At 72.5% G+C, this 24,090-nt stretch carries 22 protein-coding genes and 1 riboswitch; of the genes, 10 read left to right on the top strand and 12 right to left on the bottom strand.

The annotated features are described in order from the left end of the window. The first annotated feature begins 65 nt into the window (after positions 1-65). The 4 genes from ACFYZQ_RS21535 to ACFYZQ_RS21520 are packed head-to-tail and all read left to right on the top strand — an operon-like array spanning position 66 to position 5,671. Complete coding sequence (locus tag ACFYZQ_RS21535) at positions 66-1,598, top strand: GMC family oxidoreductase (protein WP_389149980.1); 1,533 nt, start codon at positions 66-68, stop codon at positions 1,596-1,598. Beyond that, a complete protein-coding gene (locus ACFYZQ_RS21530; RefSeq protein ID WP_389149977.1) occupies positions 1,595-2,773 on the top strand; it encodes a glycine betaine/L-proline ABC transporter ATP-binding protein in 1,179 nt (392 codons plus the stop codon). The genes ACFYZQ_RS21535 and ACFYZQ_RS21530 overlap by 4 nt, the downstream gene beginning before the upstream one ends. Next, positions 2,773-4,707, top strand: coding sequence for an ABC transporter permease (locus ACFYZQ_RS21525; RefSeq protein WP_389149974.1), 1,935 nt, complete (start codon positions 2,773-2,775; stop codon positions 4,705-4,707). The genes ACFYZQ_RS21530 and ACFYZQ_RS21525 overlap by 1 nt, the downstream gene beginning before the upstream one ends. A 1-nt stretch (position 4,708) precedes the next feature. Continuing rightward, positions 4,709-5,671: an ABC transporter substrate-binding protein gene (locus ACFYZQ_RS21520; protein WP_389149971.1), complete on the top strand. Its 963-nt coding sequence runs from the start codon at positions 4,709-4,711 to the stop codon at positions 5,669-5,671. Positions 5,672-5,674: 3 nt separating this feature from the next. Here the strand turns inward: ACFYZQ_RS21520 and ACFYZQ_RS21515 are convergent, their stop codons facing one another. From ACFYZQ_RS21515 to ACFYZQ_RS21505, 3 genes are read right to left on the bottom strand one after another with little or no spacing between them, the layout of a single operon-like run. Then, positions 5,675-6,394 carry an isocitrate lyase/phosphoenolpyruvate mutase family protein gene (locus tag ACFYZQ_RS21515; RefSeq protein ID WP_389149968.1) on the bottom strand — a complete coding sequence of 240 codons (720 nt, stop codon included), beginning with the start codon at positions 6,392-6,394 and terminating at the stop codon, positions 5,675-5,677. Further along, on the bottom strand, positions 6,391-6,792 hold the full coding sequence (locus ACFYZQ_RS21510; protein WP_389150414.1) for a carboxymuconolactone decarboxylase family protein: 402 nt from the start codon (positions 6,790-6,792) through the stop codon (positions 6,391-6,393). The genes ACFYZQ_RS21515 and ACFYZQ_RS21510 overlap by 4 nt, the downstream gene beginning before the upstream one ends. A 38-nt stretch (positions 6,793-6,830) precedes the next feature. After that, a complete protein-coding gene (locus tag ACFYZQ_RS21505; protein WP_389149966.1) occupies positions 6,831-7,328 on the bottom strand; it encodes a carboxymuconolactone decarboxylase family protein in 498 nt (165 codons plus the stop codon). Between the two features lie 47 nt (positions 7,329-7,375). Here ACFYZQ_RS21505 and ACFYZQ_RS21500 point away from each other — a divergent pair, with 47 nt between their 5' ends. Together ACFYZQ_RS21500 and ACFYZQ_RS21495 are read left to right on the top strand one after the other, a co-directional pair. Further along, on the top strand, positions 7,376-8,770 hold the full coding sequence (locus ACFYZQ_RS21500) for a PLP-dependent aminotransferase family protein (RefSeq protein WP_389149963.1): 1,395 nt from the start codon (positions 7,376-7,378) through the stop codon (positions 8,768-8,770). A gap of 59 nt (positions 8,771-8,829) precedes the next feature. Then, positions 8,830-9,321: a carboxymuconolactone decarboxylase family protein gene (locus ACFYZQ_RS21495; RefSeq protein ID WP_389149960.1), complete on the top strand. Its 492-nt coding sequence runs from the start codon at positions 8,830-8,832 to the stop codon at positions 9,319-9,321. A gap of 103 nt (positions 9,322-9,424) precedes the next feature. On the opposite strand, the gene ACFYZQ_RS21490 is transcribed toward ACFYZQ_RS21495, so the two are convergent. The 7 genes from ACFYZQ_RS21490 to ACFYZQ_RS21460 all read right to left on the bottom strand — a co-directional run bounded on the left by ACFYZQ_RS21490 (position 9,425) and on the right by ACFYZQ_RS21460 (position 18,539). Beyond that, entirely contained in the window at positions 9,425-10,207 is a 783-nt protein-coding gene (locus ACFYZQ_RS21490) for an aminotransferase class IV (protein ID WP_389149957.1), read from the bottom strand. A gap of 44 nt (positions 10,208-10,251) precedes the next feature. After that, positions 10,252-11,451, bottom strand: a complete 1,200-nt coding sequence (locus ACFYZQ_RS21485) for an FAD-dependent oxidoreductase (RefSeq protein ID WP_389149954.1) — start codon at positions 11,449-11,451, stop codon at positions 10,252-10,254. Further along, positions 11,448-13,013, bottom strand: coding sequence for a class I adenylate-forming enzyme family protein (locus tag ACFYZQ_RS21480; protein ID WP_389149951.1), 1,566 nt, complete (start codon positions 13,011-13,013; stop codon positions 11,448-11,450). The genes ACFYZQ_RS21485 and ACFYZQ_RS21480 overlap by 4 nt, the downstream gene beginning before the upstream one ends. Before the next feature lie 38 nt (positions 13,014-13,051). After that, the gene (locus ACFYZQ_RS21475; RefSeq protein ID WP_389149949.1) at positions 13,052-14,599 is read right to left on the bottom strand and encodes a benzoate-CoA ligase family protein; all 1,548 of its coding nucleotides are present in this window, start codon (positions 14,597-14,599) and stop codon (positions 13,052-13,054) included. Next, entirely contained in the window at positions 14,596-16,875 is a 2,280-nt protein-coding gene (gene pabB / locus ACFYZQ_RS21470; protein WP_389149946.1) for an aminodeoxychorismate synthase component I, read from the bottom strand. The genes ACFYZQ_RS21475 and pabB overlap by 4 nt, the downstream gene beginning before the upstream one ends. 30 nt (positions 16,876-16,905) lie before the next feature. Next, positions 16,906-17,502, bottom strand: coding sequence for a hypothetical protein (locus ACFYZQ_RS21465; RefSeq protein WP_389149943.1), 597 nt, complete (start codon positions 17,500-17,502; stop codon positions 16,906-16,908). 173 nt (positions 17,503-17,675) lie between these two features. Further along, positions 17,676-18,539 carry a hypothetical protein gene (locus tag ACFYZQ_RS21460; RefSeq protein ID WP_389150411.1) on the bottom strand — a complete coding sequence of 288 codons (864 nt, stop codon included), beginning with the start codon at positions 18,537-18,539 and terminating at the stop codon, positions 17,676-17,678. A 120-nt stretch (positions 18,540-18,659) separates the two neighbouring features. Here ACFYZQ_RS21460 and ACFYZQ_RS21455 point away from each other — a divergent pair, with 120 nt between their 5' ends. Then, positions 18,660-19,010, top strand: a complete 351-nt coding sequence (locus tag ACFYZQ_RS21455) for a hypothetical protein (protein WP_389149940.1) — start codon at positions 18,660-18,662, stop codon at positions 19,008-19,010. Positions 19,011-19,034: 24 nt separating this feature from the next. Further along, positions 19,035-20,219, top strand: coding sequence for a glutathionylspermidine synthase family protein (locus ACFYZQ_RS21450; RefSeq protein ID WP_389149937.1), 1,185 nt, complete (start codon positions 19,035-19,037; stop codon positions 20,217-20,219). Here ACFYZQ_RS21450 and ACFYZQ_RS21445 read toward each other — a convergent pair. Beyond that, on the bottom strand, positions 20,176-21,138 hold the full coding sequence (locus ACFYZQ_RS21445) for an alpha/beta hydrolase (protein ID WP_389149934.1): 963 nt from the start codon (positions 21,136-21,138) through the stop codon (positions 20,176-20,178). The genes ACFYZQ_RS21450 and ACFYZQ_RS21445 overlap by 44 nt on opposite strands. A gap of 42 nt (positions 21,139-21,180) precedes the next feature. Here ACFYZQ_RS21445 and ACFYZQ_RS21440 point away from each other — a divergent pair, with 42 nt between their 5' ends. Next, on the top strand, positions 21,181-21,657 hold the full coding sequence (locus ACFYZQ_RS21440) for a MarR family winged helix-turn-helix transcriptional regulator (protein ID WP_389149931.1): 477 nt from the start codon (positions 21,181-21,183) through the stop codon (positions 21,655-21,657). A 58-nt stretch (positions 21,658-21,715) separates the two neighbouring features. Continuing rightward, positions 21,716-21,807, top strand: a riboswitch (ZMP/ZTP riboswitch). Positions 21,808-21,848: 41 nt separating this feature from the next. Further along, the gene (locus ACFYZQ_RS21435; RefSeq protein ID WP_389149928.1) at positions 21,849-23,300 is read left to right on the top strand and encodes a glycine hydroxymethyltransferase; all 1,452 of its coding nucleotides are present in this window, start codon (positions 21,849-21,851) and stop codon (positions 23,298-23,300) included. 16 nt (positions 23,301-23,316) lie between these two features. Here the strand turns inward: ACFYZQ_RS21435 and ACFYZQ_RS21430 are convergent, their stop codons facing one another. Next, the gene (locus tag ACFYZQ_RS21430) at positions 23,317-24,003 is read right to left on the bottom strand and encodes a hypothetical protein (RefSeq protein ID WP_389149925.1); all 687 of its coding nucleotides are present in this window, start codon (positions 24,001-24,003) and stop codon (positions 23,317-23,319) included. Positions 24,004-24,090: the final 87 nt, after the last annotated feature.

Raw genomic sequence — 24,090 nt, 5'->3', positions numbered from 1 at the left:
CGCGCACCCCCAGATCCCCCCGTCCCCGACTCCCCCCGAGCGTCCCACCAGGAGTGAGCACCCCCATGTCCGACAGTCCCCACGTCTACGACTACGTCGTGATCGGCGGCGGCACGGCAGGCTCCGTCATAGCCTCACGCCTCACCGAGAACCCGGACGTCACCGTCGCCGTCATCGAGGGCGGCCCCAGCGACGTAGGCCGCGACGACGTCCTCACCCTGCGCCGCTGGATGGGCCTGCTCGGCGGCGAACTCGACTACGACTACCCCACCACCGAGCAGCCACGCGGCAATTCCCACATCCGGCACAGCCGCGCCCGCGTCCTCGGCGGCTGCTCCTCCCACAACACCCTCATCGCCTTCAAGCCCCTGCCCTCCGACTGGGACGAGTGGGAGGCCGCCGGCGCCAAGGGCTGGGGCGCCGTCCCCATGGAGGCCTACTACGCACGTCTCCTCAACAACATCGTCCCGGTCGACGAGAAGGACCGGAACGCCATCGCCCGCGACTTCGTCGACGCCGCCCAGTCCGCACTCGGAGTACCCAGGGTCGAAGGGTTCAACCGCAGGCCTTTCACCGAGGGCGTCGGATTCTTCGACCTCGCCTACCACCCCGAGGACAACAAGCGTTCCAGCGCCTCGGTGGCCTACCTGCACCCGGTGATGGACGAGCGCCCCAACCTGACGATCCTGCTGGAGACCTGGGCGTACAAGCTGGAGCTGAACGGCACCCGCGCCGAGGGCGTGCACGTGCGCACCAAGGACGGCGAGGAGATCCTCGTACGCGCCCGCACCGAGGTCCTGCTGTGCGCCGGCGCGGTCGACTCGCCCCGTCTGCTGCTGCACTCCGGCATCGGCCCCAAGGCCGACCTGGAGCGGCTCGGCATACCGGTCGTCCACGACCTGCCGGGCGTCGGCGAGAACCTGCTCGACCACCCCGAGTCGGTGATCGTCTGGGAGACGAACGGACCCATCCCCGAGAACTCCGCGATGGACTCCGACGCGGGCCTGTTCGTGCGCCGCGATCCCGAACACGCGGGCCCGGACCTGATGTTCCACTTCTACCAGGTCCCCTTCACGGACAATCCGGAACGGCTGGGCTACGAACGTCCGCAGTACGGCGTCTCGATGACCCCGAACATCCCCAAGCCGAAGAGCCGCGGCCGGCTCTACCTGACCAGCGCCGACCCGTCGGTCAAACCCGCCCTGGACTTCCGCTACTTCACCGACGAGGACGACTACGACGCCCGCACCCTCGTCGACGGCATCCGCATCGCCCGTGAGATCGCGAAGACCGAACCGCTCGCGGGCTGGCTGAAGCGCGAGGTGTGCCCGGGCCCGGACGTCACCGGTGACGCCGAGATCAGCGAGTACGCGCGCAAGGTCGCGCACACCGTCTACCACCCGGCGGGCACCTGCCGGATGGGTGCCGTCGACGACGAACACGCAGTCGTCGACCCCGAGTTGAAGATTCGCGGCCTCGACGGCATCCGTGTCGCCGACGCGTCCGTGTTCCCGACCATGACCGCCGTCAACCCCATGATCGGGGTGCTGATGGTCGGTGAGAAAGCCGTCGACCTGATCGGAGGTGGTCTGCGATGACCATCACGCCCGCCACCCGCAAGCCGCCCACCGCCGACACCGAGGACACCGCCCCCGTCTTCGCCGTGGACGGCCTGTGGAAGGTGTTCGGCCCGAAGGCCGACCGCGTCCCCGCCGACCCCGAACTGACCGATCTCCAGCCCGCCGAACTGCGCTCCCGCACCGGCTGCACCGCGGCCGTCCGCGACGTCTCCTTCGACGTCCGCAAGGGCGAGGTCTTCGTCGTCATGGGCCTGTCCGGCTCCGGCAAGTCCACGCTGGTGCGCTGTCTGACCCGGCTGATCGAACCCACCGCGGGCACCATCGCCATCGACGGCGAGGACGTCCGCGCCATGGACCGCGGCCGGCTGCGCGAACTGCGCCGCCACCGCGCCGCCATGGTCTTCCAGCACTTCGGTCTGCTCCCGCACCGCACCGTCCTCGACAACGTCGCCTACGGCCTGGAGATCCAGGGCGTAGGCCGCTCCGAGCGCCGCGCACGGGCCAAGGAGGTCGTCGACAAGGTCGGCCTGAAGGGCATGGAGAAGCGCCGCCCCGCCGAGCTCTCCGGCGGTCAGCGCCAGCGCGTCGGACTCGCCCGCGCGCTCGCCGTGGACCCCGAGGTGCTGCTCTTCGACGAGCCGTTCAGCGCCCTCGACCCGCTGATCCGCCGCGACATGCAGGAAGAGGTGATCCGGCTGCACCACGAGGAGGGCCGCACGATGGTCTTCATCACCCACGACCTCAGCGAGGCTCTCAAGCTCGGCGACCGCATCGCCCTCATGCGCGACGGCCGCGTGGTGCAGCTCGGCACCCCGGAGGAGATCGTCGGCTCCCCGGCCGACGACTACGTCCGCGAGTTCGTCCGGGACGTCCCGCGCGAACAGGTCCTGACCGTCCGCAAGGCCATGCGCCCCGGCGACTGCGGCGGCCCGGACCACCCGGGCGCGCTCCGGCCGGACACGGTCGTCGCCGACGCGATCAAGGTCGTCGCGGCGGACGGCAGGCCCGTGTGCGTGGTGGACAAGGGCCGGTGCATCGGCGTGGTGGACTCGGACGCACTGCTCGGGATCGTGGCCGGCAACGGCACGGCCCCGGACAGCAGCGCCGCCGCGCAGGCGGCGACCGTCCGGCGGGCCCTGCCCCAGCGCCGCCGGGAAGCGCCCCCGGCCGGCGCCGGCGCGGAGGTCGTGTGATGGCAACCGTCACCGCGAGCGCCCCCCGACTCGCGCTCCCCGGCATCCTCAAGCACCGCGCCACCCGCAAACTCCTCCTGCTCGCCCTGGCCGCGGTGGTCCTCGTGCCCCTCGCCGCCGCCCGCTGGCCGCACGCCGCATGGCCGCACGCGCTGACCGTCGACGTGTCCAAGCCGCTCGCCGACGCCAGCGACTGGGTCATCAACAACCGGGACAGCCACCCGCTGTTCCTGTACTTCTTCGGCTACATCAGCAACGCGGTCGTGATCTCCGTACGCGCCGTGTACCTCACCCTGCTCGCCGCGGGCTGGGCCGGAGTCACGGCGTTCGGCGCGCTCGTCGCCTGGCGGGTCGCGGGCGTCCGGCTCGCACTCGGCACGGCCGTCGCGTTCCTCGCCTGCGGTGTGCTGGGCATGTGGGAGCCGACCATGCAGACCCTCGCGCTGATGGTGGTCGCCGTCCTGGTCTCCGTGGCCGTCGGCTTCCTGCTGGGCCTCGGCGCCGGGCTCTCCGACCGGCTGGACCGCGCCCTGCGCCCGGTCCTGGACACCATGCAGGTGCTGCCGGCCTTCGCCTACCTGCTCCCCGTCGTCCTGGTCTTCGGCATCGGCGTCCCGGCGGCCGTCCTCGCCACCGTCGTCTACGCGGCCCCGCCCATGGCCCGGCTCACCTCCCTCGGCCTGCGCGGCGCCGACCCCGAGGTGCTGGAGGCGGTGGAGTCACTCGGCGCCACGTCCCGCCAGCGGCTGATGACCGCCCGTATCCCGCTGGCCCGCAAGGAACTCCTCCTCGGCCTCAACCAGACGATCATGATGGCGCTGTCCATGGCGGTCATCGCCTCCGTCATCGGCGCCGGCGGCCTCGGTGACCGCGTCTACCAGGCGCTCGCCTCCGTCGACGTGGGCGCGGCCCTGGCGGCCGGCATCCCGATCGTGCTGCTGGCCGTCATCCTGGACCGGGTCACCTGCGCTGCCGGTGACGGCACCACCCGCTCGCGCTCGATCGCATGGCTCTACGCGCTGGCCGCCACCGTGGCCGTCGCGCTGGCCGCCCGGTTCCTGGGCCGCCTCGACTGGCCCGACGCCTGGACCTTCGACATCGCCGCACCGGTCAACCGCGCCGTCGACTGGATGACCGCCCACCTCTACTCCGGCGTGCCCTACGTCGGCGGCACCGCCGACTGGGCCGGACACTTCACCACCTGGGTCCTCGACCCCCTCCGCAGCGGCCTGCAGTGGCTGCCCTGGTGGTCGGTGCTGCTGATCGTGGCCGCGCTGGCCTGGGTGATCGGCACCTGGCGCACCGCGCTGACCGCCGTCCTCGCGATGGCCGCGATCGGCGTGCTCGGCGTGTGGGAGCCGTCCCTGGACACCCTCTCGCAGGTCCTCGCGGCCGTCGCCGTCACCCTCGTGCTCGGTTTCGCCACCGGTATCGCCGCCGCCCGCAGCGACCGCTTCGAGCAGGCCCTGCGCCCCGTCCTGGACGTGTTCCAGACGATGCCGCAGTTCGTGTACCTGATCCCGGTCGTCGCCCTGTTCGGCGTCGGCCGCGCCCCGGCCGTCGCCGCGGCCGTCGTCTACGCCCTGCCGGCCGTCGTCCGGATCACCACGCAGGGCCTGCGCCAGGTCGACCCGGCCGCGCTGGAGTCGGCCCGCTCGCTCGGCGCCACCGGCCGCCAGCAGCTCTGGCAGGTGCAGCTCCCGCTCGCCCGCCGGTCACTGCTGCTCGCCGTCAACCAGGGCGTGGTCCTGGTCCTCGCCGTCGTCATCATCGGCGGCCTGGTCGGCGGCGGCGCCCTCGGCTACAACGTGGCCTTCGGCCTCGCCCAGGGCGACCTGGCGACCGGTCTGGTGGCCGGCGCGGCGATCGTCTGCCTCGGCCTGGTCCTGGACCGGGTGACCCAGCCCACCGAACGCCGCACGAAGGGAGCGTGACATGAGGATCCACCGCAGAACGGCCCTGGTCGCCTCCTCGGCCGCGGCCCTGTCCCTGCTGACCGGCTGCGGCGCCGCCGACATGACCAAGCAGGCCTCGCCGTTCGCCAACGCGCAGGGGTCGAAGACGGTCACGCTCTCCGTGCAGTCCTGGGTCGGCGCCCAGTCCAACGTGGCCGTCGCCCAGTACCTGCTGGAGCACAAGCTCGGCTACCGCGTCGACACCGTCCAGGTCGACGAGGTGCCCGCCTGGGACGCGCTCAGCCAGGGCCGGGTCGACGCCATCCTGGAGGACTGGGGCCACCCCGACCAGGAGAAGCGGTACGTCGACGACAAGAAGACGATCGCCCGCGGCGGCGGCCTCGGGGTGACCGGGCACATCGGCTGGTTCGTGCCGACCTACCTGGCCAAGCAGCACCCGGACATCACCAACTGGAAGAACCTGAACAAGTACGCCTCCCTCTTCCGCACCCCGGAGAGCGGCGGCAAGGGCCAGCTCATGGACGGCTCACCGTCCTACGTCACCAACGACAAGGCGCTGGTGCAGAACCTGAAGCTGGACTACCAGGTGGTCTTCGCCGGTTCCGAGGCCGCCCAGATCACCCAGATGCGGCAGTTCGCCAAGGAGAAGAAGCCCTTCCTCACCTACTGGTACTCACCCCAGTGGCTGTTCAAGAAGGTCCCGATGACCGAGGTGAAGCTGCCGCCGTACAAGGAGGGCTGCGACGCGGTCCCGGCGAAGGTCGCCTGCGCCTACCCGCACACCCCGCTGCAGAAGTACCTCAACGCGGACTTCGCGAAGTCCGGCGGCAAGGCGGCCGCCTTCCTGAAGAAGTTCAAGTGGACCACGGAGGACCAGAACGAGGTCTCCCTGATGATCGCCGACCAGAAGCTGACCCCTGAGGACGCGGCGAAGAAGTGGGTGGACAGCCACCCGTCCACCTGGAAGGCGTGGCTGTCCTGAGCCCTACCGCAACTCGTCCGCGATCTCCCGCAGCGCCTGCATGGACCGCCGCTGGAGTCCGGGCCCGAACGTGACGCGGGTGGCCCCGAGTTCGCCGAGTTCGGCGGGCGAGGGGCCCTCGCCGTCCAGCCGGGCCATCATGTTGATCGGCCCCTGGATCCCGGACCGCAGCAGCGGCAGCACGGACGCCGGGGCGAAGATCGGGTACACGCATTCGGCGCCCGCGGCGACGTAGAGCGCGGCCCGCTGGATTGCCTGGGCGGGGTCCGTGACCCCGCGCGCGAACGTGTCGACACGGGCGTTGACGAAGAGCTGGTCGGCCGCGGCCGAACGCACCTCGGCGAGCCGGTCGGCGTGCTCGTGGGGGGCCTTGAGGACGCCCGCGTGGGAGTCCTCGAGGTTGCACCCGGCGGCGCCCGCCTCCAGCAGCCGCTCCACCAGCTCCTTCGGCGGCAGCCCGTACCCGTCCTCGACGTCCGCCGACACCGGCACGTCCACCGCCCGCGTGATGCGCGCCACCGCAGCGAACATCTCGTCGGCCGGGACGGCCCCGTCCGCGTACCCGAGGGAGGCGGCGATCCCGGCGCTCGGTGTGGCCAGCGCAGGGAACCCGGCCTCGGCGAAGACCCGCGCCCCGGCCGCGTCCCAGGGGCCAGGAAGCACGAGCGGGTCGCCGTGGGCGCGCCGCCGGTGCAGGGACCGTAAGACGTCCACTTTCCTCATGGCCGGTAACCCCCCGGCGGGACGCGGCGGCTCACCATGAGCCGGTTCCAGCCGTTGATGGCGGTGATCAGGGCGATGAGGTGAGCCAGTTCGGCCTCGTCGAAGTGCTTGGCCGCCCCCTCGTACACCTCGTCCGGTACGAAACCCTCTGTCAGCACGGTCACCGCCTCCGTCAGCGCCAGCGCCGCCCGCTCCCGCTCGCTGTAGAGGTCCTCGGCCTCCTCCCAGGCGTTCAGCAACTGGATGCGGTCCTCCGACTCCCCGTTCTTCCGGGCCACTTGGAGGTGCATGTCGAGGCAGAACGCGCAGTGGTTGAGCTGCGAGGCGCGGATCATGACCAGTTCGGCGAGGACCGGGTCGCCGAGCCCCTGCTTCGCGGCCGCGCTCAGCGCCGACATGGCCGCCCCGACCCCGCGGTCCAGTAGCTGCGTACGGCTCACTCGAACTGTCCCGGCTCGTAGTGGCCCGGGGGCATGCGGGTGGTGACCCCGAACCGGTTCCACGCGTTGATCACTGTGATCGCGGCGATGAGCTGCGCCAGCTCGGCCTCCTCGAACTGTTTGGCTGCCCGCTCGTACACCTCGTCCGGCACGAACCCTTCCGTCAGGACCGTGACCGCCTCGGTCAGCTCGATCGCCGCCAGCTCCTTCTCCGTGTAGAAGTGCCGCGACTCCTGCCAGGCGCTGAGCTGCACGATCCGCTGGACGCTCTCGCCGGCCGCGAGGGCGTCCTTGGTGTGCATGTCGAGGCAGAACGCGCAGTGGTTGAGCTGCGAGGCCCGGATCTTGACCAGCTCGTACAGCTTCGGGTCCAGACCCTTCCGGGCGGCGGTCTCCAGCCGGACCATCGCCTTGTAGACCTCGGGGGCGTGCTGGGCCCAGCGCAGGCGGGGCGGGTGTTCGGGGGCGTACCCGACGGTTTCCTCTGTGGTCATGTCCTCGACCCTAGGAGTGAGGCAGCCCAGGAGTATGGTCCATTTCCATGGCGAAAACATGGGCCACTCTGGGCGTCGACCTGCACCTGGAACCGGCCCGCTCACGCGGTCTGCGCCGGGGCCTCACCGACGCCCTGCGGGACGCCGTCCGCACCGGCCGCCTCGCCCCCGGCACCCGGCTGCCCTCCTCGCGCACCCTCGCCGCCGACCTGGGCATCGCCCGCAACACCGTCGCCGACGCCTACGGCGATCTGGTCGCCGAGGGCTGGCTCACCGCCCGGCAGGGTTCGGGCACGCGGGTCGCCGACCGTGCGGTGGTCCCGTCGGCCGGGGGCACGGCACCCCGCCGCCGGGAACGCGCCCGGCCGGCCTACAGCCTCGTCCCCGGCACCCCCGACGTCGCCGCCTTCCCCCGCGCCGAGTGGCTCAGGGCCGCCCGCCGCGCCGTGACCGCGGCACCCAGCGACGCCCTCGACTACGGCGACCCGCGGGGCCGCCCCGAACTGCGCACCGCCCTCGCCGGCTACCTCGCCCGCTCCCGGGGCGTACGCGCCGACCCGGACGCCGTCCTGGTCTGCGCCGGCTTCTCGCACGGGCTGCGGATCCTCGGCACGGTACTGCGGGCCCGCGGCGTACGGACCGTGGCGGTCGAGTCGTACGGCCTCGACGCCCACTGGAAGCTGCTGACCGACGCGGGACTGGTCACACGGCCGCAGCCGTACGACGAACTGGGCACCGACACCCGCGGACTGGAGTCCGCCGAGGCCGTACTGCTGACCCCCGCCCACCAGTTCCCGATGGGCGGGGCCCTGCACCCCGAACGGCGGGCGGCCGTCGTGGAGTGGGCGCGGCGCACCGGCGGGCTGGTCCTGGAGGACGACTACGACGGGGAGTTCCGCTACGACCGCCAGCCGGTCGGCGCCCTGCAGGGGCTCGACCCCGACCACGTCGTCTACGTGGGCACCGCCAGCAAGTCCCTGGCCCCCGGCCTCCGGCTGGCCTGGATGGTGCTGCCGCCGGCGCTGGCGGACCGGGCCGCGGCGGCCAAGGGCCGTATCGACACCTGCGGCGTGCTGGACCAGCTGACCCTCGCCGAGTTCCTCGACTCCGGCGCCTACGACCGCCATGTCCGCGCCTCCCGGCTGCGCTACCGGCGGCGCCGCGACGCCCTGGTGGCCGAACTAGCCCGGCGGGCCCCCGCGGTCCGCGCCACCGGCATCGCGGCGGGCCTGCATGTGGTGCTGCGGCTCCCGCCCGGCACCGAACAGGCGGCACTGCGGGCGGCGGCCTGGCACTCGCTCGCGGTGCACGGCCTGCGCCGCTACCGGCACCCGGAGGCGACCGCCGAGCAGCCGGACGCGCTCGTCGTGGGCTACGGGACACCTCCGGACCACGCGTGGTCCGGGGCGCTGGACGCGTTGTGCGCGGCGCTGCCCGAATAATCGGGCGCGTTTTCCGGTCCGGAATTCATTTCGGTGCGCGGAAGTATTAGAGTCACCCCATGAGCACTAGCGATTCCGTATCCCGCGTGGCCCTGAAGAAAATCACCCCCGACGTGTCCGCGGCCATGGGTGCGCTGCACGGCGCCGCCGTTTCCGCCGCCCAGGACGCCAAGGTCGAACCGGAAATCCTGGAACTGGTCCGGATCCGCGCCTCCCAGATCAACGGCTGCGCCTTCTGCCTCGACATGCACACCAAGGACGCCCGCGCCAAGGGCGAGACCGAGCAGCGGATCTACGCCCTGAACGCGTGGCGGGAGACGCCCTTCTTCAACGCGCGTGAGCGCGCCGCACTGGCGTTGACCGAGGCCGTGACCCTGGTGCACGACGGGCACGTGCCCGACGCGGTCTACGCCGAGGCGGCCGAGGTCTTCGACGAGAACCAGATCGCGGCACTGATCTGGGCGGCCACCGTCATCAACGCCTACAACCGGATCGCGATCGCGACGCGGATGGTTCCGGGGGCTTATCAGCCCGTTCCGCAGAAGCACTGAACAGAACGACTGAACAATAACTGAATTCGGGCAGTGAAAAACGCGCCGGGTCGAATCAGTTTCGATCCGGCGCCGTTTTTCCGGTGTGCGGGACAAAGTAAAGTCAGTCGCCCGGCAGTGGCTCCATGATGCCGTCCAGCCATTCCCGCCATTCCGGCGCGCGCACCGGCTCGGCCGCCCGCATCGGCACCTCGTTCCCGTCGGTCCCGCCCGTCCACCCGGTCACGGGCCGGATGCCGTGCAGCGCGTTGACCAGCCACACCTCACGGCCGTCCAGTTCCGCCACGGTCCGCTCGCGGTGGGCGACGCGGATACCGGAGCGCAGGGCCCGTTCCTGGATGAGGCCGACGGTCACGCCGGGCAGGACGGGCAGCCGCGGCGCGGGCAGGCACAGGGTGTCGTCCTCCCACCACAGCACGCTGGCGGTGGCCGACTCCAGGACCACACCGGACGGCGTGACCAGCACCGCCTCCTCGGCGCCCGCGGTGGTCGCCCGCCGCCGGACGCGGGCCAGGACGTCCAGGTCCGGGCCCTTGCGGCGGGGGAGCGTCCGCGGGTCGCACTGCCCCGCCGCCCACACCCGTATCTCCGTGCCGAGCGGCGGGGCGTGCCGCAGCAGCAGCCGCGACTCTCCTGATTCCGCGGCGAGTTCCACCCTGGGGAACCACTCGCCCGTGCGTGGCAGCGCGGCCGTCATGTCCTGCCAGAACTCCAGCAGCCGGCGCAGTGGCGGCCCGTCGCACTCGCCGCAGGCCCGCAGGAAGCGCTCCCGGTGCCGGCCGAGACCGCGTACCCGGCCGTCACGCACCAGCCAGGAGTCCGCGACGAGCAGCCGCCCGCCGTCCACCGGGCCGGGCGTCAGCCCACGACGCGGCGTCCACGTCAACAGCCCTTCCAGAGTCGCCGGTCGTATCACAGACGCTCGCCTCCTCAGTACTTGCCGCCGGCGACCGCCGGTGCTCCGTGCCGCGGCCCGTACGGCGCGTGCTCCAGCCACGATCCGCACCAGGGCAGCACCGGCGCGAGGGCCGCCGCCGCCCGCTGCTTGACCCGGACGATCCGCCGGTGCGGCCGCAGGTGCTCCAGTGCCGCACCGGCGGCGGCGCTGTTGAACAGGCCCGCCGCCCGCCGGACCTCGGCGAAACCGGCCACCGCCGCCGCGCCTGCCGCGACGGCATCCGCCGCCGCTGCCGCGACGGCATCCGCCGCCGCTGCCGCGTCGGCGATCCCGCTGTTCATGCCCCGTGCCCCGAACGGCGGGAAGAGGTGCGCCGCCTCGCCGACGAGCAGCACGCGCCCGTGCGGATCGGTGAAGGACGCCGCGACCTTGCGCAGGAAGCGGTACGTGGACACCCACAGGATCCGCTCGGAGTACCCGTCCCCGATGACCGCGGGCAACCACCGCCGCACCGCCTCCTCGGTGCCGTACTCCTCCCACTCGTCGTCGTCCCGGCACTGCAGGTCGACCTGGAAGCCGCCGGTGAACGGCACCCGCATCACGCTGCGCCCGCCGAGCCCCGGATGCTCGTAGTGGAAGACCCGCTCCAGCGGCAGTTCGGCGCCCGGCTCGTCGGCCACGTCCACGACGACGTGGAAACCGTCCCCGTGCGTGCCCTCCATGCGGATGCCCAGCGCCGCCCGGACCGCCGAGCGGGCGCCGTCCGCCGCGATGACGTGACGGGCGCTGAAGACCCGCCCGTCCTGCGTGGTCAGCACGGCCTCCTCGGGACCGGTCCGTACGCCCGTCACCTCCGTGTCCCAGACGAACTCCACCCCGGCCGCCCGGCAGGCCTCCAGCAGGAAGCGTTCGGTGTCCACCTGGCGCAGGCTGGTGAAGGGCGGCAGACCGGACGGCGGCGGGAAGGTGCGGGAGTACACCTCACGGCCGCGGTACAGGGTCCGCCGGGTGTGCCAGGTGCGCCCGTACCCGGTGATCTCGGCGGCCAGCCCCGGCCGCATCCCGTCGAGCAGCCGCAGCGTCTCCCGGTGCACGAACAGCGCGCGGCTCCCGGGGCGCCGGCGGCCCTCCGGGTCGGCTTCCAGCAGGACTACCGGCAGATCGTGGGCGCGCAGGGCGAGTGCCGCCGACAGGCCCACGGGACCGGCGCCCACCACGACGGCCGGGATCACGCCGCGGCTCTCTCGGCCAGCATGCGGCTGATCTCCACCCGTTTCACCTTCCACGTGGCGGTCATCGGCAGCTCCTCGAACCGCCACTGCCGGGGCTCGGCCATCGCCGGCAGGTCGGCCGTGGCCTCCCGCCATCGCTCCGGGTCCAGCGGCCGCTCGCCCCGGACGCACACCACCGGTACCGGCTCCCGGTCCGCGCCCGGCACGATGACCACCTCACGCAGCTCCTCCAGCCGGTCCATCAGCGTGTCCTCGACCTCCAGATTGCTGTGCACGGAGTCGATCTGGTCCACCTCACGGTCCATCAGGTGCAGGGCGCCCAGCCGGGTCCGGTAGCCCATGTCGCCCATCTGCCACCACTCGCCGTCCAGTTGGCGCTCGTACTGCTCCCGGGCGCCGAGGTAGGTGAGGATGCGGCCCCGGGTGCGGGCCTCGATCCGGCCGGGCGTCCCGGGTCTGGCCCGGCTGCCGTCGGGGGCGGTGACGCGGACCCGGGTGAAGCCGGGTATCCCGGTGCCGACCCGGCGGCCGTCCGCGCGGGCCGCGCTGCGCCGGGTGAACCACTGGAAGGCGACGGGTCCCGTCTCGCTCTGCCCGTAGAGCTGGATCATCCAGGGCGTACGGCGTCTGGAGGCGTCCAGCAGCCGCCGTACGGTCCGCGGATGGATGGCGTCGAACGTCGAGCCGTACGACAGGACCCTGGACAGCGGTGCCCCGGGGGCGTCGGCCAGCTCCTCCCACAGCACGAACGTGTTGGGGTGGGTCTCGACGATCCCGGGCCGGTGCCGGGCCAGCAGCGGTCCCACCGCGGCCGGGTCCGGGTCGGTGATCAGTACCAGCGGGCTGCCGAAGTGCAGCAGCACGCCGAGCAGGTGGTAGAAGCGCGAGTGCACGAACGACATGTGCAGCGCGGCGGTCTCACCGCGCGTGGGCCAGCCCATCGCCTTCTGCGGGACCAGCCGGTTCCACATCGTGTTCGCGCAGTGCACGGCGAGCTTGGGGACGCCGGTGGTGCCGGAGCTGTGGGTGATGAGGGAGGCCTCGCGGGGGTGCAGCCGCACCGGCGCGGGCGGCCGGGCACCGGCGTACTTCCGCAGCGGTTCGGCGCCGGGCGCGTCGTCCACGGACAGCGTCCGCCGCACCAGCGGGGCGAGGTCGACCTCCCGCAGCGGGCCCTGAAGCTTCGCCCGGTCGGTGACCAGCCAGGGCCGGTTCAGCCGCTGGAGGAGCTGTCCGGCGACCGGGCCGGCCAGCCCCGGCGACAGCAGCACGGGAACGGCGCCGATGCGAGAGACCGCGCAGGTCAGCAGCACGATGTCGACGTTGTCCGTCTTGTGGAGGGCCACCTGCTCCGAGGGCCGTACCCCGGCCTCCCACAACCGGGCGGACAGCTCCTCGACGACGTCGGCCAGCACCCGGTAGGTGAGGTCGACGCCGAGTTCGGGGCTGACGTCCAGCGGCCGGTCCAGGGTGACGAAGACGGCGCCGTGGCGGTCGGCGGCGTCCCGGAAGACGGGGCCCAGATAGAACGCGCGGTCGGCGAGGAGGGGCTGTCGGGCCATCGGGCCGTTCCTTTCTGCCATGGTCACCACTGCCACGGTCACCACGCGCCCCGGCGGACCAGGTGGCGGCGGAGCTTTCCGGAGGACGTGCGCGGGAGCGACGGGACGAAGCTGACGCTTCTGGGGACCTTGAAGGCGGCCAGGTGCTCCCGGGCCAGCCGGATCAGGTCCTCCTGCAGGCGCGGCTGCGGTGGCGTCGCGGACACCACGAAGGCCCGCAGCCGGCTGGCGCCGGATCCGTCGCTCACGGCCACCACCGCGACCTCCCGCACCGCCGGGTGGGTGCGCAGCACGGCCTCCACCTCCAGCGGGGAGACGGTGATGCCGCCGACCATCTCCATGTCGTCGGTGCGGCCGAGGTGCCGGTAGGTGCCGTCCGGTTCGCGCCGCGCCCGGTCGTGGGTGGCCAGCCAGCCGCCGGTCAGGGTGCGCGCCGTCTCCTCGGGCCGGTTCAGGTAGCCGGGCGTGACCGTCGGCCCGCGCACCCACAGTTCGCCCTCCGCGCCGTCCGGCACCGGCCGCCCGGCGCCGTCGCGCAGCTCCACCTCGAAGCCGGGCACCGGACGGCCCACGGTGCCCGGGTGGTTGTGGTCGAAGCCGTTGGCGCAGAACGCGTGCCCGGCCTCGGTGGAGCCGATCTGCTCCAGCACCGGGGCGCCGAGCAGCTCGGTCACCTGCCGGCCGAGGCCCTCGGGCATGCCCTCACCGGCCGAGACCGCGGCCCGTACCGAGGCGAAGCAGGCCTCGTGCCCGTTGCCCCGGTCGGCGACCAGCGCGGCGAACGCGGACGGCACGGAGTACAGCAGGGTCACCCGGTGCCGGGCCACGAGCCCGTCCACGGCGGCCGGGGTCGGACGTCCGTCCACCAGCACGGCGGACGAGCCGGAGAACAGCGGGAAGACGAAGGCGTTGCCGAACCCGTAGGCGAAGTACAGCTTGGACACCGACAGGGTGACGTCGTCCTCGGTGATCCGCAGCAGCCGCCGGCCGATGAGGTCGTGGTACGTCTTCGGGTCGGCGTGCACGTGCACCACCCCCTTGGGGCGGCCCGTCGTGCCGGAGGTGTACTGCACGTACAGCGGGGTGTGCGCGTCGACCGGGTGGGCGGTGGCGGGCTCCGCGGTGGGGGCGAGCGCCAGGAGCTGGTCGGCGCCGAGCCGGGCCCGGTCGCCGAACCGGTCCTCGAGGCCGGGCCCGGTCACGGACAGCACGGCTGCCGTGTCCTCGGCCATGAACGCGTGCTCGGCCGCCGGGAGTTCGGGGTTGACCAGTACGGCCACGGCCCCCAGGCGCGCGACGGCCAGGAACGCCGTCACCCAGGCGATGCCGTCGGGCAGCGCCAGCAGCACCCGGTCGCCGGTCCGCACCCCCTCACCGGCGAGGACGCTCGCCGCACCGGCCGCGAGGGCGTGCACCTCGCCGTGGGTCCAGATCCGGTGCCCCTGGTGGAAGGCGGTCCGTCCGTTCCACCCGCGCCGCTCGGCCAGCGCGGCGAGATGCGTCGCGAGGTTGCCGGGCGCGTCGGCGTCGGGCGCGCCGGGGACGGTGGCGGGGACGGGGCCGGGCCGCAGGGTGGGGGCGGTCATCGGGCGGGCTCCTCTACGACGGCCGGGAGGGCGGCGGGCTCACGGCGGGGGCGCACGCGCGGGGCTGCGTCCCGGCGGCCGTCCGCCGGTGCGGTGGCCGCTCCCATGTCCTGGAGGGTCGTCACCCGTACCGGCTCCCGGGGCGCCCCCGCCGCCGGCTGCTCGCGCAGGGCCTGCAGGGCCCGCATCTGGGCCGCCGTCTTCAGCAGCATCTCGTCGTACTCGGCGACCGGGTCGGAGTCGAGGACGATCGCCCCGCCGGCGCCCAGGTGCAGCAGACCGTCCGCGAGGACGGCGGTACGGATCACGATGCTGAGGTCCGCGCCGCCGCTGCACCCGAGGTAGCCGAGGGCGCCGGAGTAGACGCCGCGGGCCTCGGTCTCCAGGGAGTCGATGATCTCCATCGTCCGCAGCTTCGGCGCACCGGTCATCGACCCGCCGGGGAAGCAGGCGCGGACGCAGTCCACGGCGTGCGTGCCCGCGCGCAGCCGCCCCTCGACGGTGGAGACGAGCTGGTGGACGGTCGCGTACGTCTCGGTGGCCATGAGCCGGGAGACCCGGACCGTCCCGGTGCGGCAGACCTGGCCCAGGTCGTTGCGGAGCAGGTCGACGATCATCAGGTTCTCGGCGCGGGTCTTGGCGTCGGCCGCGAGCGCGTCCCGCAGCCGGGCGTCCTCCGCCGGGTTACCGCCGCGGGGCGCGGTGCCCTTGATGGGCTTGGCCTCGGCGGTGCCGTCCCGCGTGATGCGCAGGAACCGCTCAGGCGAGGAGCCGGCCACGTCGAGGTCGCCGAACTTGAGGAAGGCCGCGTACGGCGCCGGGTTGACGCGGCGCAGCACCCGGTAGAAGTCGTAGGCGTCGGACGGGGCGGGCAGCCGGGCGGCATTGGTCAGGCAGACCTCGTAACTGGTGCCCTTGCGCAGTTCGTCCTGGCAGACCTCGATGTCCGCGAGGTACGTCGCCCGGTCGCGGACCAGCCAGGGTTCGGCGGCGGCGAGGTCGGGGGCGGTGGGCGCGGGCAGCGTCTGCGGGTCGGAGCCCGGGGCGACGAAGGTGAGCTGGGCGACCGCGCTCTGAAGCCAGTCGGCGGCCTCCAGGGTGGCCTGCGGGGTGTCCTCCGCCAGGCAGACCGCGTAGGTGAACCCCTCCTCGTGGTCGACCACGACCAGCCGGTCGGCGAACAGCCAGCAGGCGTCCGGCGTCGCCGCCCGGTGCCGGTTCGGCGAGCCGCAGTCGGCCTTCGTCTCGTAGCCGAAGTAGCCGACGTAGCCGCAGGTGAAGTCGAAGGGCAGACCGGTGGCGTCCACCTTCCGGTTCGTCAGCTGGCGCTTGAGGTAGTCGAAGACGCTCGCCGTGACCTTGCGCGGCGGCCGTCCGGCCCGCTCGATCTCGCAGCGGCCGGACGCGACGTCGTACCGCACGAACTCGGAGAGCGGGCCGCTGTCGTCGCCGAAGAACGAGAAGCGGGACAGCCCCGGCTCGACCCGCGAACTGTCCAGCCAGAACGCCCGCGGGGAGTCGGCGTACATCCGGGTGAAGGCGGCCTCGGCGTCCACGGCGGTGGCGATGCGCCGGGTGTGCAGACGGTAGACGGTGCGGCCGACGCGCCGGGGCTGCGGGATGGTCGCGGTCGGCGCGGCCGACGAGGTGCGGGAGATCGGGGTGACCGCGGTGTTCTTCGTACGGGGCTTGCGGGCGAGCTCGGCGGTGAGGTTGCGGAAGTTCACCAGTATGCGGTGGCCGTAGTCGGTGAGGACGGACTCCGGGTGGAACTGCACCCCCCACAGGGGCCGGCTGCGGTGCCGCAGCCCCATCAGCACGCCGTCCTCCGCCCAGGCCGTGGCCTCGAGGGTCTCGGGCAGCGGCTCGTGCACGGACAGCGAGTGGTAGCGGACCGCGGTGAAGTTCTGCGGCAGACCCCGGAACAGGTCCTGGCCGTCGTGCCGGACCGCGGTCAGATGCCCGTGCCGGGGCTCCGGGGCGGGCAGCACCCGGCCGCTCTCCCCGAGGGCTATGCCCTGGTGGCCCAGGCAGACGCCGAGCACGGGAAGTGACGACTCCGCGATCACCCGTGAGCTGATGCCGAAGTCGCGGGGCTCGGCCGGGTGTCCCGGACCCGGTGACACCACCACGTTGTCGAACCCCGCGAGGTCCGGTACCGAGTCGGCCGGGGCGTCGTTGCGGACCACCACCGGCTCCTCGCCGTTCACCTCGGCGATCAGCTGGAACAGGTTGTACGTGTACGAGTCGTAATTGTCGATGAGCAGGGTCTTCACCCGCCCACCTCCCTTGGGTCGTTCCCGGGTCTACGCGGTCCGTCGTTTGTGCCGCCCACGGAGCGCCTGCAGCGGTGGATACAGCCACTTCTTGAAGAAACGCTGAAGGCGCGGCATGAGAATCCAGGTGACGAGTGCCGTCACGCACAAGCACAACAGCAGCGTACGAACGATCGGATTGAGGCCGCCGAGATAGGGGATCACGATGAGATTGAACAAAAGCACCGGTGGAAACACCGCGCTCATGTTTATGAACCAGAGCTTCCATTTCGCCGGTGGGGCCGGGGCCGTCGGTGCGGCGGGCGTGGTGGGCCGGGCGGCCTGGGCGTCGAACCACGCCCTGGCGCCCCGCACGCTCTGTCGGCCCGTTTCCTGCCCGAACCCCGCCACCCGGGTGTCCCACTGCCACCGGTCCGGCGAGTTCTCCCAGGCCCGGGCCGTGCTCTCGCTGGCGAAGCGGTATACGACATGCCACTCCGATCCCTCGTCGACAAGAACACCACCCCCCAGAAAGCCCGGCTGGCGCGCGCCGGCGCCCAGCAAGGCCCACCCCCAGGAATGGAAGTCGGCCTCGTGGCCCGGCACCACGTGATACGCCACGGTGATGGTGACGGGATTACTGGTCACGTCATCGAGTACGCACAGGAACGCAGGAGCGTTCAAGATTCAACCGGCTTTTTCTGGTGTCCGGATCGTAACCTTATGCAAGCGCTTGCCTGAAAAGCTGGGAAAAAGATCGGAATAAAAATCATCCGGAAACAAATTGAAAAGGAACTGTAAAGGGTGGAGGTGGGCGGCCGTCAGGCCGCCTCGGCCGGTGTCCCGGCGGGTGCCTCGGCCGGTGCCTCCCCGAACCGGGCCAGCGCCAGCGCGCCCGCCACCGCGACGAGGAAACCGAGCACGGCCAGCCACGCCAGCCCCTCCCGGGTCCGGTCGCCGAGCCACACCACGCCCACGGCCGCCGGGCCGAGCGTCTCCCCGACGACCATCCCGGCGGTGGCCACCGTCACCGAGCCCCGCTGCAGCGCCGAGGTCAGCAACAGGAACGCGGCGCCCCCGCCCAGCAGCAGGGCGTACGCCGCCGGATCGGTGAGCAGGCCGGCCGGCCGCAGGGAGCCGACCAGTCGCACCGCCACCTCCACCACCCCGAACCCGAACCCGGCCCCCAGTCCGAGCAGCAGCGCCCGCCCCCGCTCCGGCAGCCGCCCGCCGGCCAGACCCAGCAGCAGCACCCCCATGGCGGTCCCGAGCAGCACCCACTTCAGCGCAGCCGGCCCGTCCCGGTCGCCCTCCGTCCCCGAGGCCAGCCCCAGCATCGCCAGCCCCGCGCACACCACCGCGACCGCCGCCCACTCGACCCCGCTCAGCCGTACCCGCAGCAGCCGCGCCGCGACCACCGCGGTCACCGCCAGGCTGGCGGCGAGCGCCGCGCCCACCGCGTAGATCGGCACCGACCGCAGCGCCACGACCTGCAGCACGAACCCGAGCCCGTCCAGCGCCAGCCCGGCCGCGTACCGCCACTGCCGCAGCGCCCGCAGCAGCAGCGCCGCGTCCCCGCCACGTCCACCGGTGGCCGCCGCCCGCGCGGCCGCCGTCCGCGTGGCCATCGCCTGCCACACCGTCGCCGTACCGAAGCAGACCGCCGCGCCGAGCGCGCACACCATTCCGAAGAGCACAGAGTGACTGTAGGGGAGTGGCGAAAACCGGCCCCCCGGCTCGAACGAGCTCTCACCGCTCTCTAGGCTGGCTGCCGTATCGGACATCGACGGGGGGAAGTACGAAACATGACGAACGCGCGAAGCCAACTCCGCTCCACCACGGTCGTGCTCGGCGGCGTGGGCGTCCTGGCCGCGGCCCTCACCGCCTGCTCCTCCGACCCCGACAAGCGCTGCGTGGACCGCGACAGCTACAACGCGGCCAGGGGCTACAAGGTCGTGTCCGACAAGAACTGCAAGTCCAGCAGTCCCAAGACCTCCGTCCACGGCGGCTGGTACTACGGCGGCAAGAAGAAGAGCGGCTGGGTCGACGGCGGCTCCTTCACCAAGGGCGGCGGCAAGGGCTCGGACGACGACAACCACCGCTCCGGAGTGCACCGCGGCGGCTTCGGCGGCGGCAAGGGCGGCTCCGGCGGCTGAGGCCGAGCCGGACCCGGACCCCGCATGGAACGCCACACCACCACCCCCCGCCCCGGCTGGCAGCGGACCGTCGAGGAGCAGGGCCTGATCTACCCCCTCACCCGGTACCCCGACGGCTCCTTGCGCCCGTACTGGGACGAGAGCGCCTACTACGCCTTCACGCTGGAGGAGGTCGAGGCCCTGGAGGAGGTCGTCGAGGAACTGCACGGCATGTGCCTGGCGGCGGCCGCCCACATCGTCACGGCAGACCGCTTCGCCGACCTCGGCATCACCGACCCCCGGGTGGCGCAAGCGGTCGCCGAGGCCTGGCACCGCCGCGCCGAACTGCCCTCCGTCTACGGCCGCTTCGACCTGCGCTACGACGGCACCGGCCCCGCGAAACTCCTGGAGTACAACGCCGACACCCCCACGTCCCTGGTGGAGGCCGCCTCGGCGCAGTGGTTCTGGATGGAGGACCGCTTCCCCGGCGCCGACCAGTGGAACTCCCTCCACGAACGCCTCGTCGCCGCCTGGAAGAAGCAGGCCGGGCTCCTCCCGCCCGGCAGCCCCCTGTACTTCGCGCACTCCTCGGCCGACGAGCTGGGCGAGGACCTGATGACGGTCGCCTACCTCAAGGAGACCGCGGAACAGGCCGGCCTGGACACCGACTGGATCTCCATGGAGGAGATCGGCTGGGACACCCTCTCCGGCCGCTTCGTCGACAACGACCTCCGGTTCATCCGCGGCGTCTTCAAGCTGTACCCCTGGGAGTGGCTCACCACCGACGCCTTCGCCGGCCACGTCCTGGACACCCTCGACAACGGCGGCGGCACCGGCAGCACCCTGTGGATCGAGCCCGCCTGGAAGATGCTGCTGAGCAACAAGGCCCTCCTGGCGATCCTCTGGGAGCTCTACCCCGGCCACCCGAACCTCCTCCCCGCCTACCTGGACGGCCCGCGCGACCTGGCGGTCACCACCGGCTACGTCGCCAAGCCGCTCCTCGGCCGCGAGGGCGAGGGGGTGACGGTCCACGGACCGGGCGCCGAGGCCGCGGTGCGCGAGGAGGCCTGCTGCTACCAGCAGCTGGCGCCCCTGCCGGACTTCGACGGCAACCGCGTCGTCCTCGGCGCCTGGGTGGTCGAGAACGAGTCGGCGGGGCTGGGCATCCGGGAGTCCTCCGGCCTGATCACGGACGAGTACGCACGCTTCGTGCCCCATGTGATCCTGTAGGGGCGCCCGTGGTCCGGATGCGCTGGCCCAGGAAGAGGGCCGCCCGGTCCAAGGCCTCGTCCGCCTCCTCGAGAACGCCGGCGAACGCCTGGAACACGTGGGGCACGTCGGCGGTGACGTCGAGGACGGCGTCCACGCCGGCGGCCCTCGCCCGCGCGGCCGTACGAGTGGAGTCGTCCAGGAGCACTTCGTTGGTGCCCGCCTGCAGGAGCATCGGCGGGAGGCCGGTCAGGTCGGCGAGGACGGCGGGGCTCAGCATCGGATGGTGCGGGTCCTGCCCCGCGAGGTACATGGCCCCGGTGCGTCCCAGGCTCTCGCGCGTGAAGTACGGGTCGAGGCCTGCCTTGGTGTCCATGCTCTCCCCGGTCCGGGTGGCGTCGAGCCCGGGGGAGAACGCCACGATCGCCGCGGGCATCGGCAGGCCCGCGTCCCGGGCGGCGAGGCAGGTGGTGACGGTGAGACCACCTCCGGCGGAGTCGCCGGCGAACGCGATGGCCGAAGGGTCCTCGCCGCTGTCGAGCAGTGCGCGGTAGGCGCTCAGCGCGTCCTCGATCGCGGCCGGGTACGGGTGCTCGGGGGCGAGCCGGTAGTCCAGCGACAAGGCCCTGAACCCGGTCCTGGCCACCAGATTGCCCGTCAGCGACAGCGCCGTGTGGGGCGAGCCGAAGACGTAGGCGCCGCCGTGGAAGTACAGGATCGTTCCCGCGCGGGGGTCGCCGACCGGCTCGACGAGCAGCGCGGGGCGGGGGCCCAGCGTCGTCGCCGTGGTGCGTATCCCTTCGGGCACGATCATCTCGGACATCATCGCCCTGAACCAGGCCCGCATCTCCTCGACCGACCGGGGCTCGTCGGACCGGGACTCCTCGGACCGGGGCTGCCGCAGCATCGCGTCGATCGCCGCGCGCTGTTCCCTGCTCATCCCATGCTCCCATCGTAAGTAGCTGCCGCTACACTATATGCCGTGGCATATAAATCAACCGGCGGCAGCACCGACCTCCCCGACTTCTTCTCCGACCTCGTCCGCTGCGAGACACGGCTCTACAACGCCCTCAACGACAGCCTTCGCGAGCGGCACTGCATCGTCACGTCGCAGTTCGAGTTCCTGCGTCACCTCCGAGACCACCCCGGGTCCCGGGTGGCGGACCTCGCCGCCGCGTTCGCCGTCGGCATCGGGGCGACCAGCAAGGGTGTCGACCGTCTGGAGAAGCACGGATGGGTCGCGCGGCACCCCAATCCGTCGGACCGCCGGTCATCGCTGCTGGCGCTGACCGACGACGGCCGGGAACTCGTCGACGCGGCGGAGGGCACCTTCACCGAGCGGCTGGCCGAACTGCTCACGGACACCCTCGACGACCCCTCGATGCCGGTCGTGGCCCGGACCCTGGCGAAGCTCCGCTCCGCACTGGAACGCGCCCAGATCGGCATGCCCACCGGCTGACGCCACGCTCGCATGGTGGACGCCGGACCGGCACCGCCGGACCCGCCCGGTACGCTGATCGTCGGGCCGTGACTGGCGCGCTGGGATGGGACGGACCATCGGGGAGCGGCCCGAGCCGACAAATCAGTGCCGTGCGCCTGGGCCGAACCGTGAACGCGAACGCCGTACGAAAACGCCGTCCGGAGGCCGACATGCCAGAGCAGCAGCCCCTCTCCACCGAGTCCACCGCCTTCCGCGCCGCCCTCGACGTGGTCCGCGCCGTCGAGCCGCGGGTCGCCGACGCCATCGGCCAGGAGGTCGCCGACCAGCGCGAGATGCTCAAGCTGATCGCCTCCGAGAACTACGCCTCCCCGGCCACGCTGCTGGCCATGGGCAACTGGTTCAGCGACAAGTACGCCGAGGGCACCGTCGGCCGCCGCTTCTACGCCGGCTGCCGCAACGTCGACACGGTGGAGTCGCTGGCCGCCGAGCACGCCCGTGAGCTCTTCGGCGCCCGCCACGCCTACGTCCAGCCGCACTCCGGCATCGACGCCAACCTCGTCGCCTTCTGGGCCGTCCTCGCCGACCGCGTCGAGGTGCCCTTCCTGGAGAAGACCGGCGCCCGCCAGGTCAACGACCTCACCGAGGCCGACTGGGCCGAGCTGCGCCAGGCCTTCGGCAACCAGCGCATGCTCGGCATGTCCCTGGACGCCGGCGGCCATCTCACCCACGGCTTCCGCCCGAACATCTCCGGCAAGATGTTCGACCAGCGCTCCTACGGCACGGACCCGGCGACCGGCCTGATCGACTACGACGCCCTGCGCACCCAGGCCCGCGAGTTCAAGCCCCTGATCATCGTCGCGGGCTACTCGGCCTACCCCCGCCTGGTGAACTTCCGGATCATGCGTGAGATCGCCGACGAGGTCGGCGCCACGCTCATGGTCGACATGGCCCACTTCGCGGGCCTGGTCGCGGGCAAGGTCCTCACCGGCGACTTCGACCCGGTGCCGCACGCCCAGATCGTCACCACGACCACCCACAAGTCCCTGCGCGGCCCGCGCGGCGGCATGGTCCTGTGCGACGACTCCCTCAAGGACCAGGTCGACCGAGGCTGCCCGATGGTGCTGGGCGGCCCGCTCCCGCACGTCATGGCCGCGAAGGCCGTCGCCCTCGCCGAGGCCCGGCAGCCCGCCTTCCAGGACTACGCCCAGCGCATCGTCGACAACTCCCGCGCGCTCGCCGAGGGCCTGATCCGCCGCGGCGCCACCCTCGTCACCGGCGGCACCGACAACCACCTCAACCTGATCGACGTCGCCGGCTCCTACGGGCTCACCGGCCGTCAGGCCGAGGCGGCCCTCCTCGACTCGGGCATCGTCACCAACCGCAACGCCATCCCCGCCGACCCCAACGGCGCCTGGTACACCTCCGGCATCCGCATCGGCACCCCCGCGCTCACCACCCGCGGACTGGGCACCGCCGAGATGGACGAGGTCGCGGGCCTCATCGACCGAGTCCTGACCACCACCGAGCCGGGCACCACCAAGTCCGGCGCCCCCTCCAAGGCCTCCCACGTCCTGGACCCGAAGGTGGCGGACGAGATCTCCCAGCGGGCGACGGACCTGGTGGCGGGCTTCCCGCTGTACCCGGAGATCGACCTGGGCTGACACCCCCTCGCGGAGCTCAGAGATCGATCAGCTCCTGCCGTGGCTCCTCCCGCGGCGGTCCGGCCTCCCGCCGGGCCGCCGCGCGGCGGGTCAGGAAGCCGCCCGCGAACCCGGCTGCGAGCCCTCCGGCCGCCCACCACAGCGGATCACCGGACCGGCGCCCGCCACCGCCGGACGCCTCGCGGCTCTCGTCCATGAGCCCCTCCCGGGCCAGCCGGTCGTAGAGCACCCGTGACGCCCGGTGCCACCGGACGTCGTCGTCCTGCACCTGGGGTGCCGGATCCGTCCGCACCCAGGGCGTGCCGTCCTGCGCCAGGAACAGCTGGTCCTGCCGCTCGACGGCCACGTCCCCGCCCGGCGCCCGGTGGGTCTGCGGCCATCCGCCCACTCCCGTCAGCCCCCACACCACGGTGAGCCGCACGGCCGGATACCGCCCCTGTGACCAGGCCGTGGGCACCGGCTCGGTCCCCGTGTAGGCGGGCCGCAGCAACTGCCAGAGCCGGGCGAAGCCGGGATCCCCGGAGCGCAGGGTCGTCGTCGTGCTGCCCGTACCGTCCGGGACGATCATCGCCACGTCGGGGCGGTCCGCCGCCCGCGCCCCGGGCGCCCCGGCCAGGGCGAGGGCGCACGCCGTCGCCGCCACCCATGCCGCCCGCGCCCGCCGGCGCCCACCGCGCCCGTGCCCGTGTCCGTGCCCTGCCATCGTCCCCCCGGTGCGTCGTCCATGTCCCCGCGTGCCTCGCCCCTTGTTACACCGCCGAACACAGGTCGAGTCCCTTCTGTTTCGGAC

The sequence above is a fragment of the Streptomyces sp. NPDC001843 genome, from assembly GCF_042891955.1.
Lineage (GTDB): Bacteria > Actinomycetota > Actinomycetes > Streptomycetales > Streptomycetaceae > Streptomyces.
Note: the sequence above shows the minus strand (reverse complement) of the source record. Positions and strands in the feature narration are given on the sequence as shown.

Bases quoted from the DNA above. Each gene is read 5' to 3' on its own strand.
- ACFYZQ_RS21455 (WP_389149940.1), top strand. From the start codon at position 18,660: ATGACGAACGCGCGAAGCCAACTCCGCTCCACCACGGTCGTGCTCGGC.
- ACFYZQ_RS21430 (WP_389149925.1), bottom strand. From the start codon at position 24,003: ATGGCAGGGCACGGACACGGGCACGGGCGCGGTGGGCGCCGGCGGGCG.
- ACFYZQ_RS21535 (WP_389149980.1), top strand. From the start codon at position 66: ATGTCCGACAGTCCCCACGTCTACGACTACGTCGTGATCGGCGGCGGC.
- ACFYZQ_RS21505 (WP_389149966.1), bottom strand. From the start codon at position 7,328: ATGACCACAGAGGAAACCGTCGGGTACGCCCCCGAACACCCGCCCCGC.
- ACFYZQ_RS21445 (WP_389149934.1), bottom strand. From the start codon at position 21,138: ATGAGCAGGGAACAGCGCGCGGCGATCGACGCGATGCTGCGGCAGCCC.
- ACFYZQ_RS21525 (WP_389149974.1), top strand. From the start codon at position 2,773: ATGGCAACCGTCACCGCGAGCGCCCCCCGACTCGCGCTCCCCGGCATC.
- ACFYZQ_RS21475 (WP_389149949.1), bottom strand. From the start codon at position 14,599: ATGACCGCCCCCACCCTGCGGCCCGGCCCCGTCCCCGCCACCGTCCCC.
- ACFYZQ_RS21515 (WP_389149968.1), bottom strand. From the start codon at position 6,394: ATGAGGAAAGTGGACGTCTTACGGTCCCTGCACCGGCGGCGCGCCCAC.
- ACFYZQ_RS21530 (WP_389149977.1), top strand. From the start codon at position 1,595: ATGACCATCACGCCCGCCACCCGCAAGCCGCCCACCGCCGACACCGAG.
- ACFYZQ_RS21495 (WP_389149960.1), top strand. From the start codon at position 8,830: ATGAGCACTAGCGATTCCGTATCCCGCGTGGCCCTGAAGAAAATCACC.
- ACFYZQ_RS21480 (WP_389149951.1), bottom strand. From the start codon at position 13,013: ATGGCCCGACAGCCCCTCCTCGCCGACCGCGCGTTCTATCTGGGCCCC.
- ACFYZQ_RS21520 (WP_389149971.1), top strand. From the start codon at position 4,709: ATGAGGATCCACCGCAGAACGGCCCTGGTCGCCTCCTCGGCCGCGGCC.
- ACFYZQ_RS21435 (WP_389149928.1), top strand. From the start codon at position 21,849: ATGCCAGAGCAGCAGCCCCTCTCCACCGAGTCCACCGCCTTCCGCGCC.
- ACFYZQ_RS21450 (WP_389149937.1), top strand. From the start codon at position 19,035: ATGGAACGCCACACCACCACCCCCCGCCCCGGCTGGCAGCGGACCGTC.
- ACFYZQ_RS21500 (WP_389149963.1), top strand. From the start codon at position 7,376: ATGGCGAAAACATGGGCCACTCTGGGCGTCGACCTGCACCTGGAACCG.
- ACFYZQ_RS21510 (WP_389150414.1), bottom strand. From the start codon at position 6,792: ATGTCGGCGCTGAGCGCGGCCGCGAAGCAGGGGCTCGGCGACCCGGTC.
- ACFYZQ_RS21460 (WP_389150411.1), bottom strand. From the start codon at position 18,539: ATGGTGTGCGCGCTCGGCGCGGCGGTCTGCTTCGGTACGGCGACGGTG.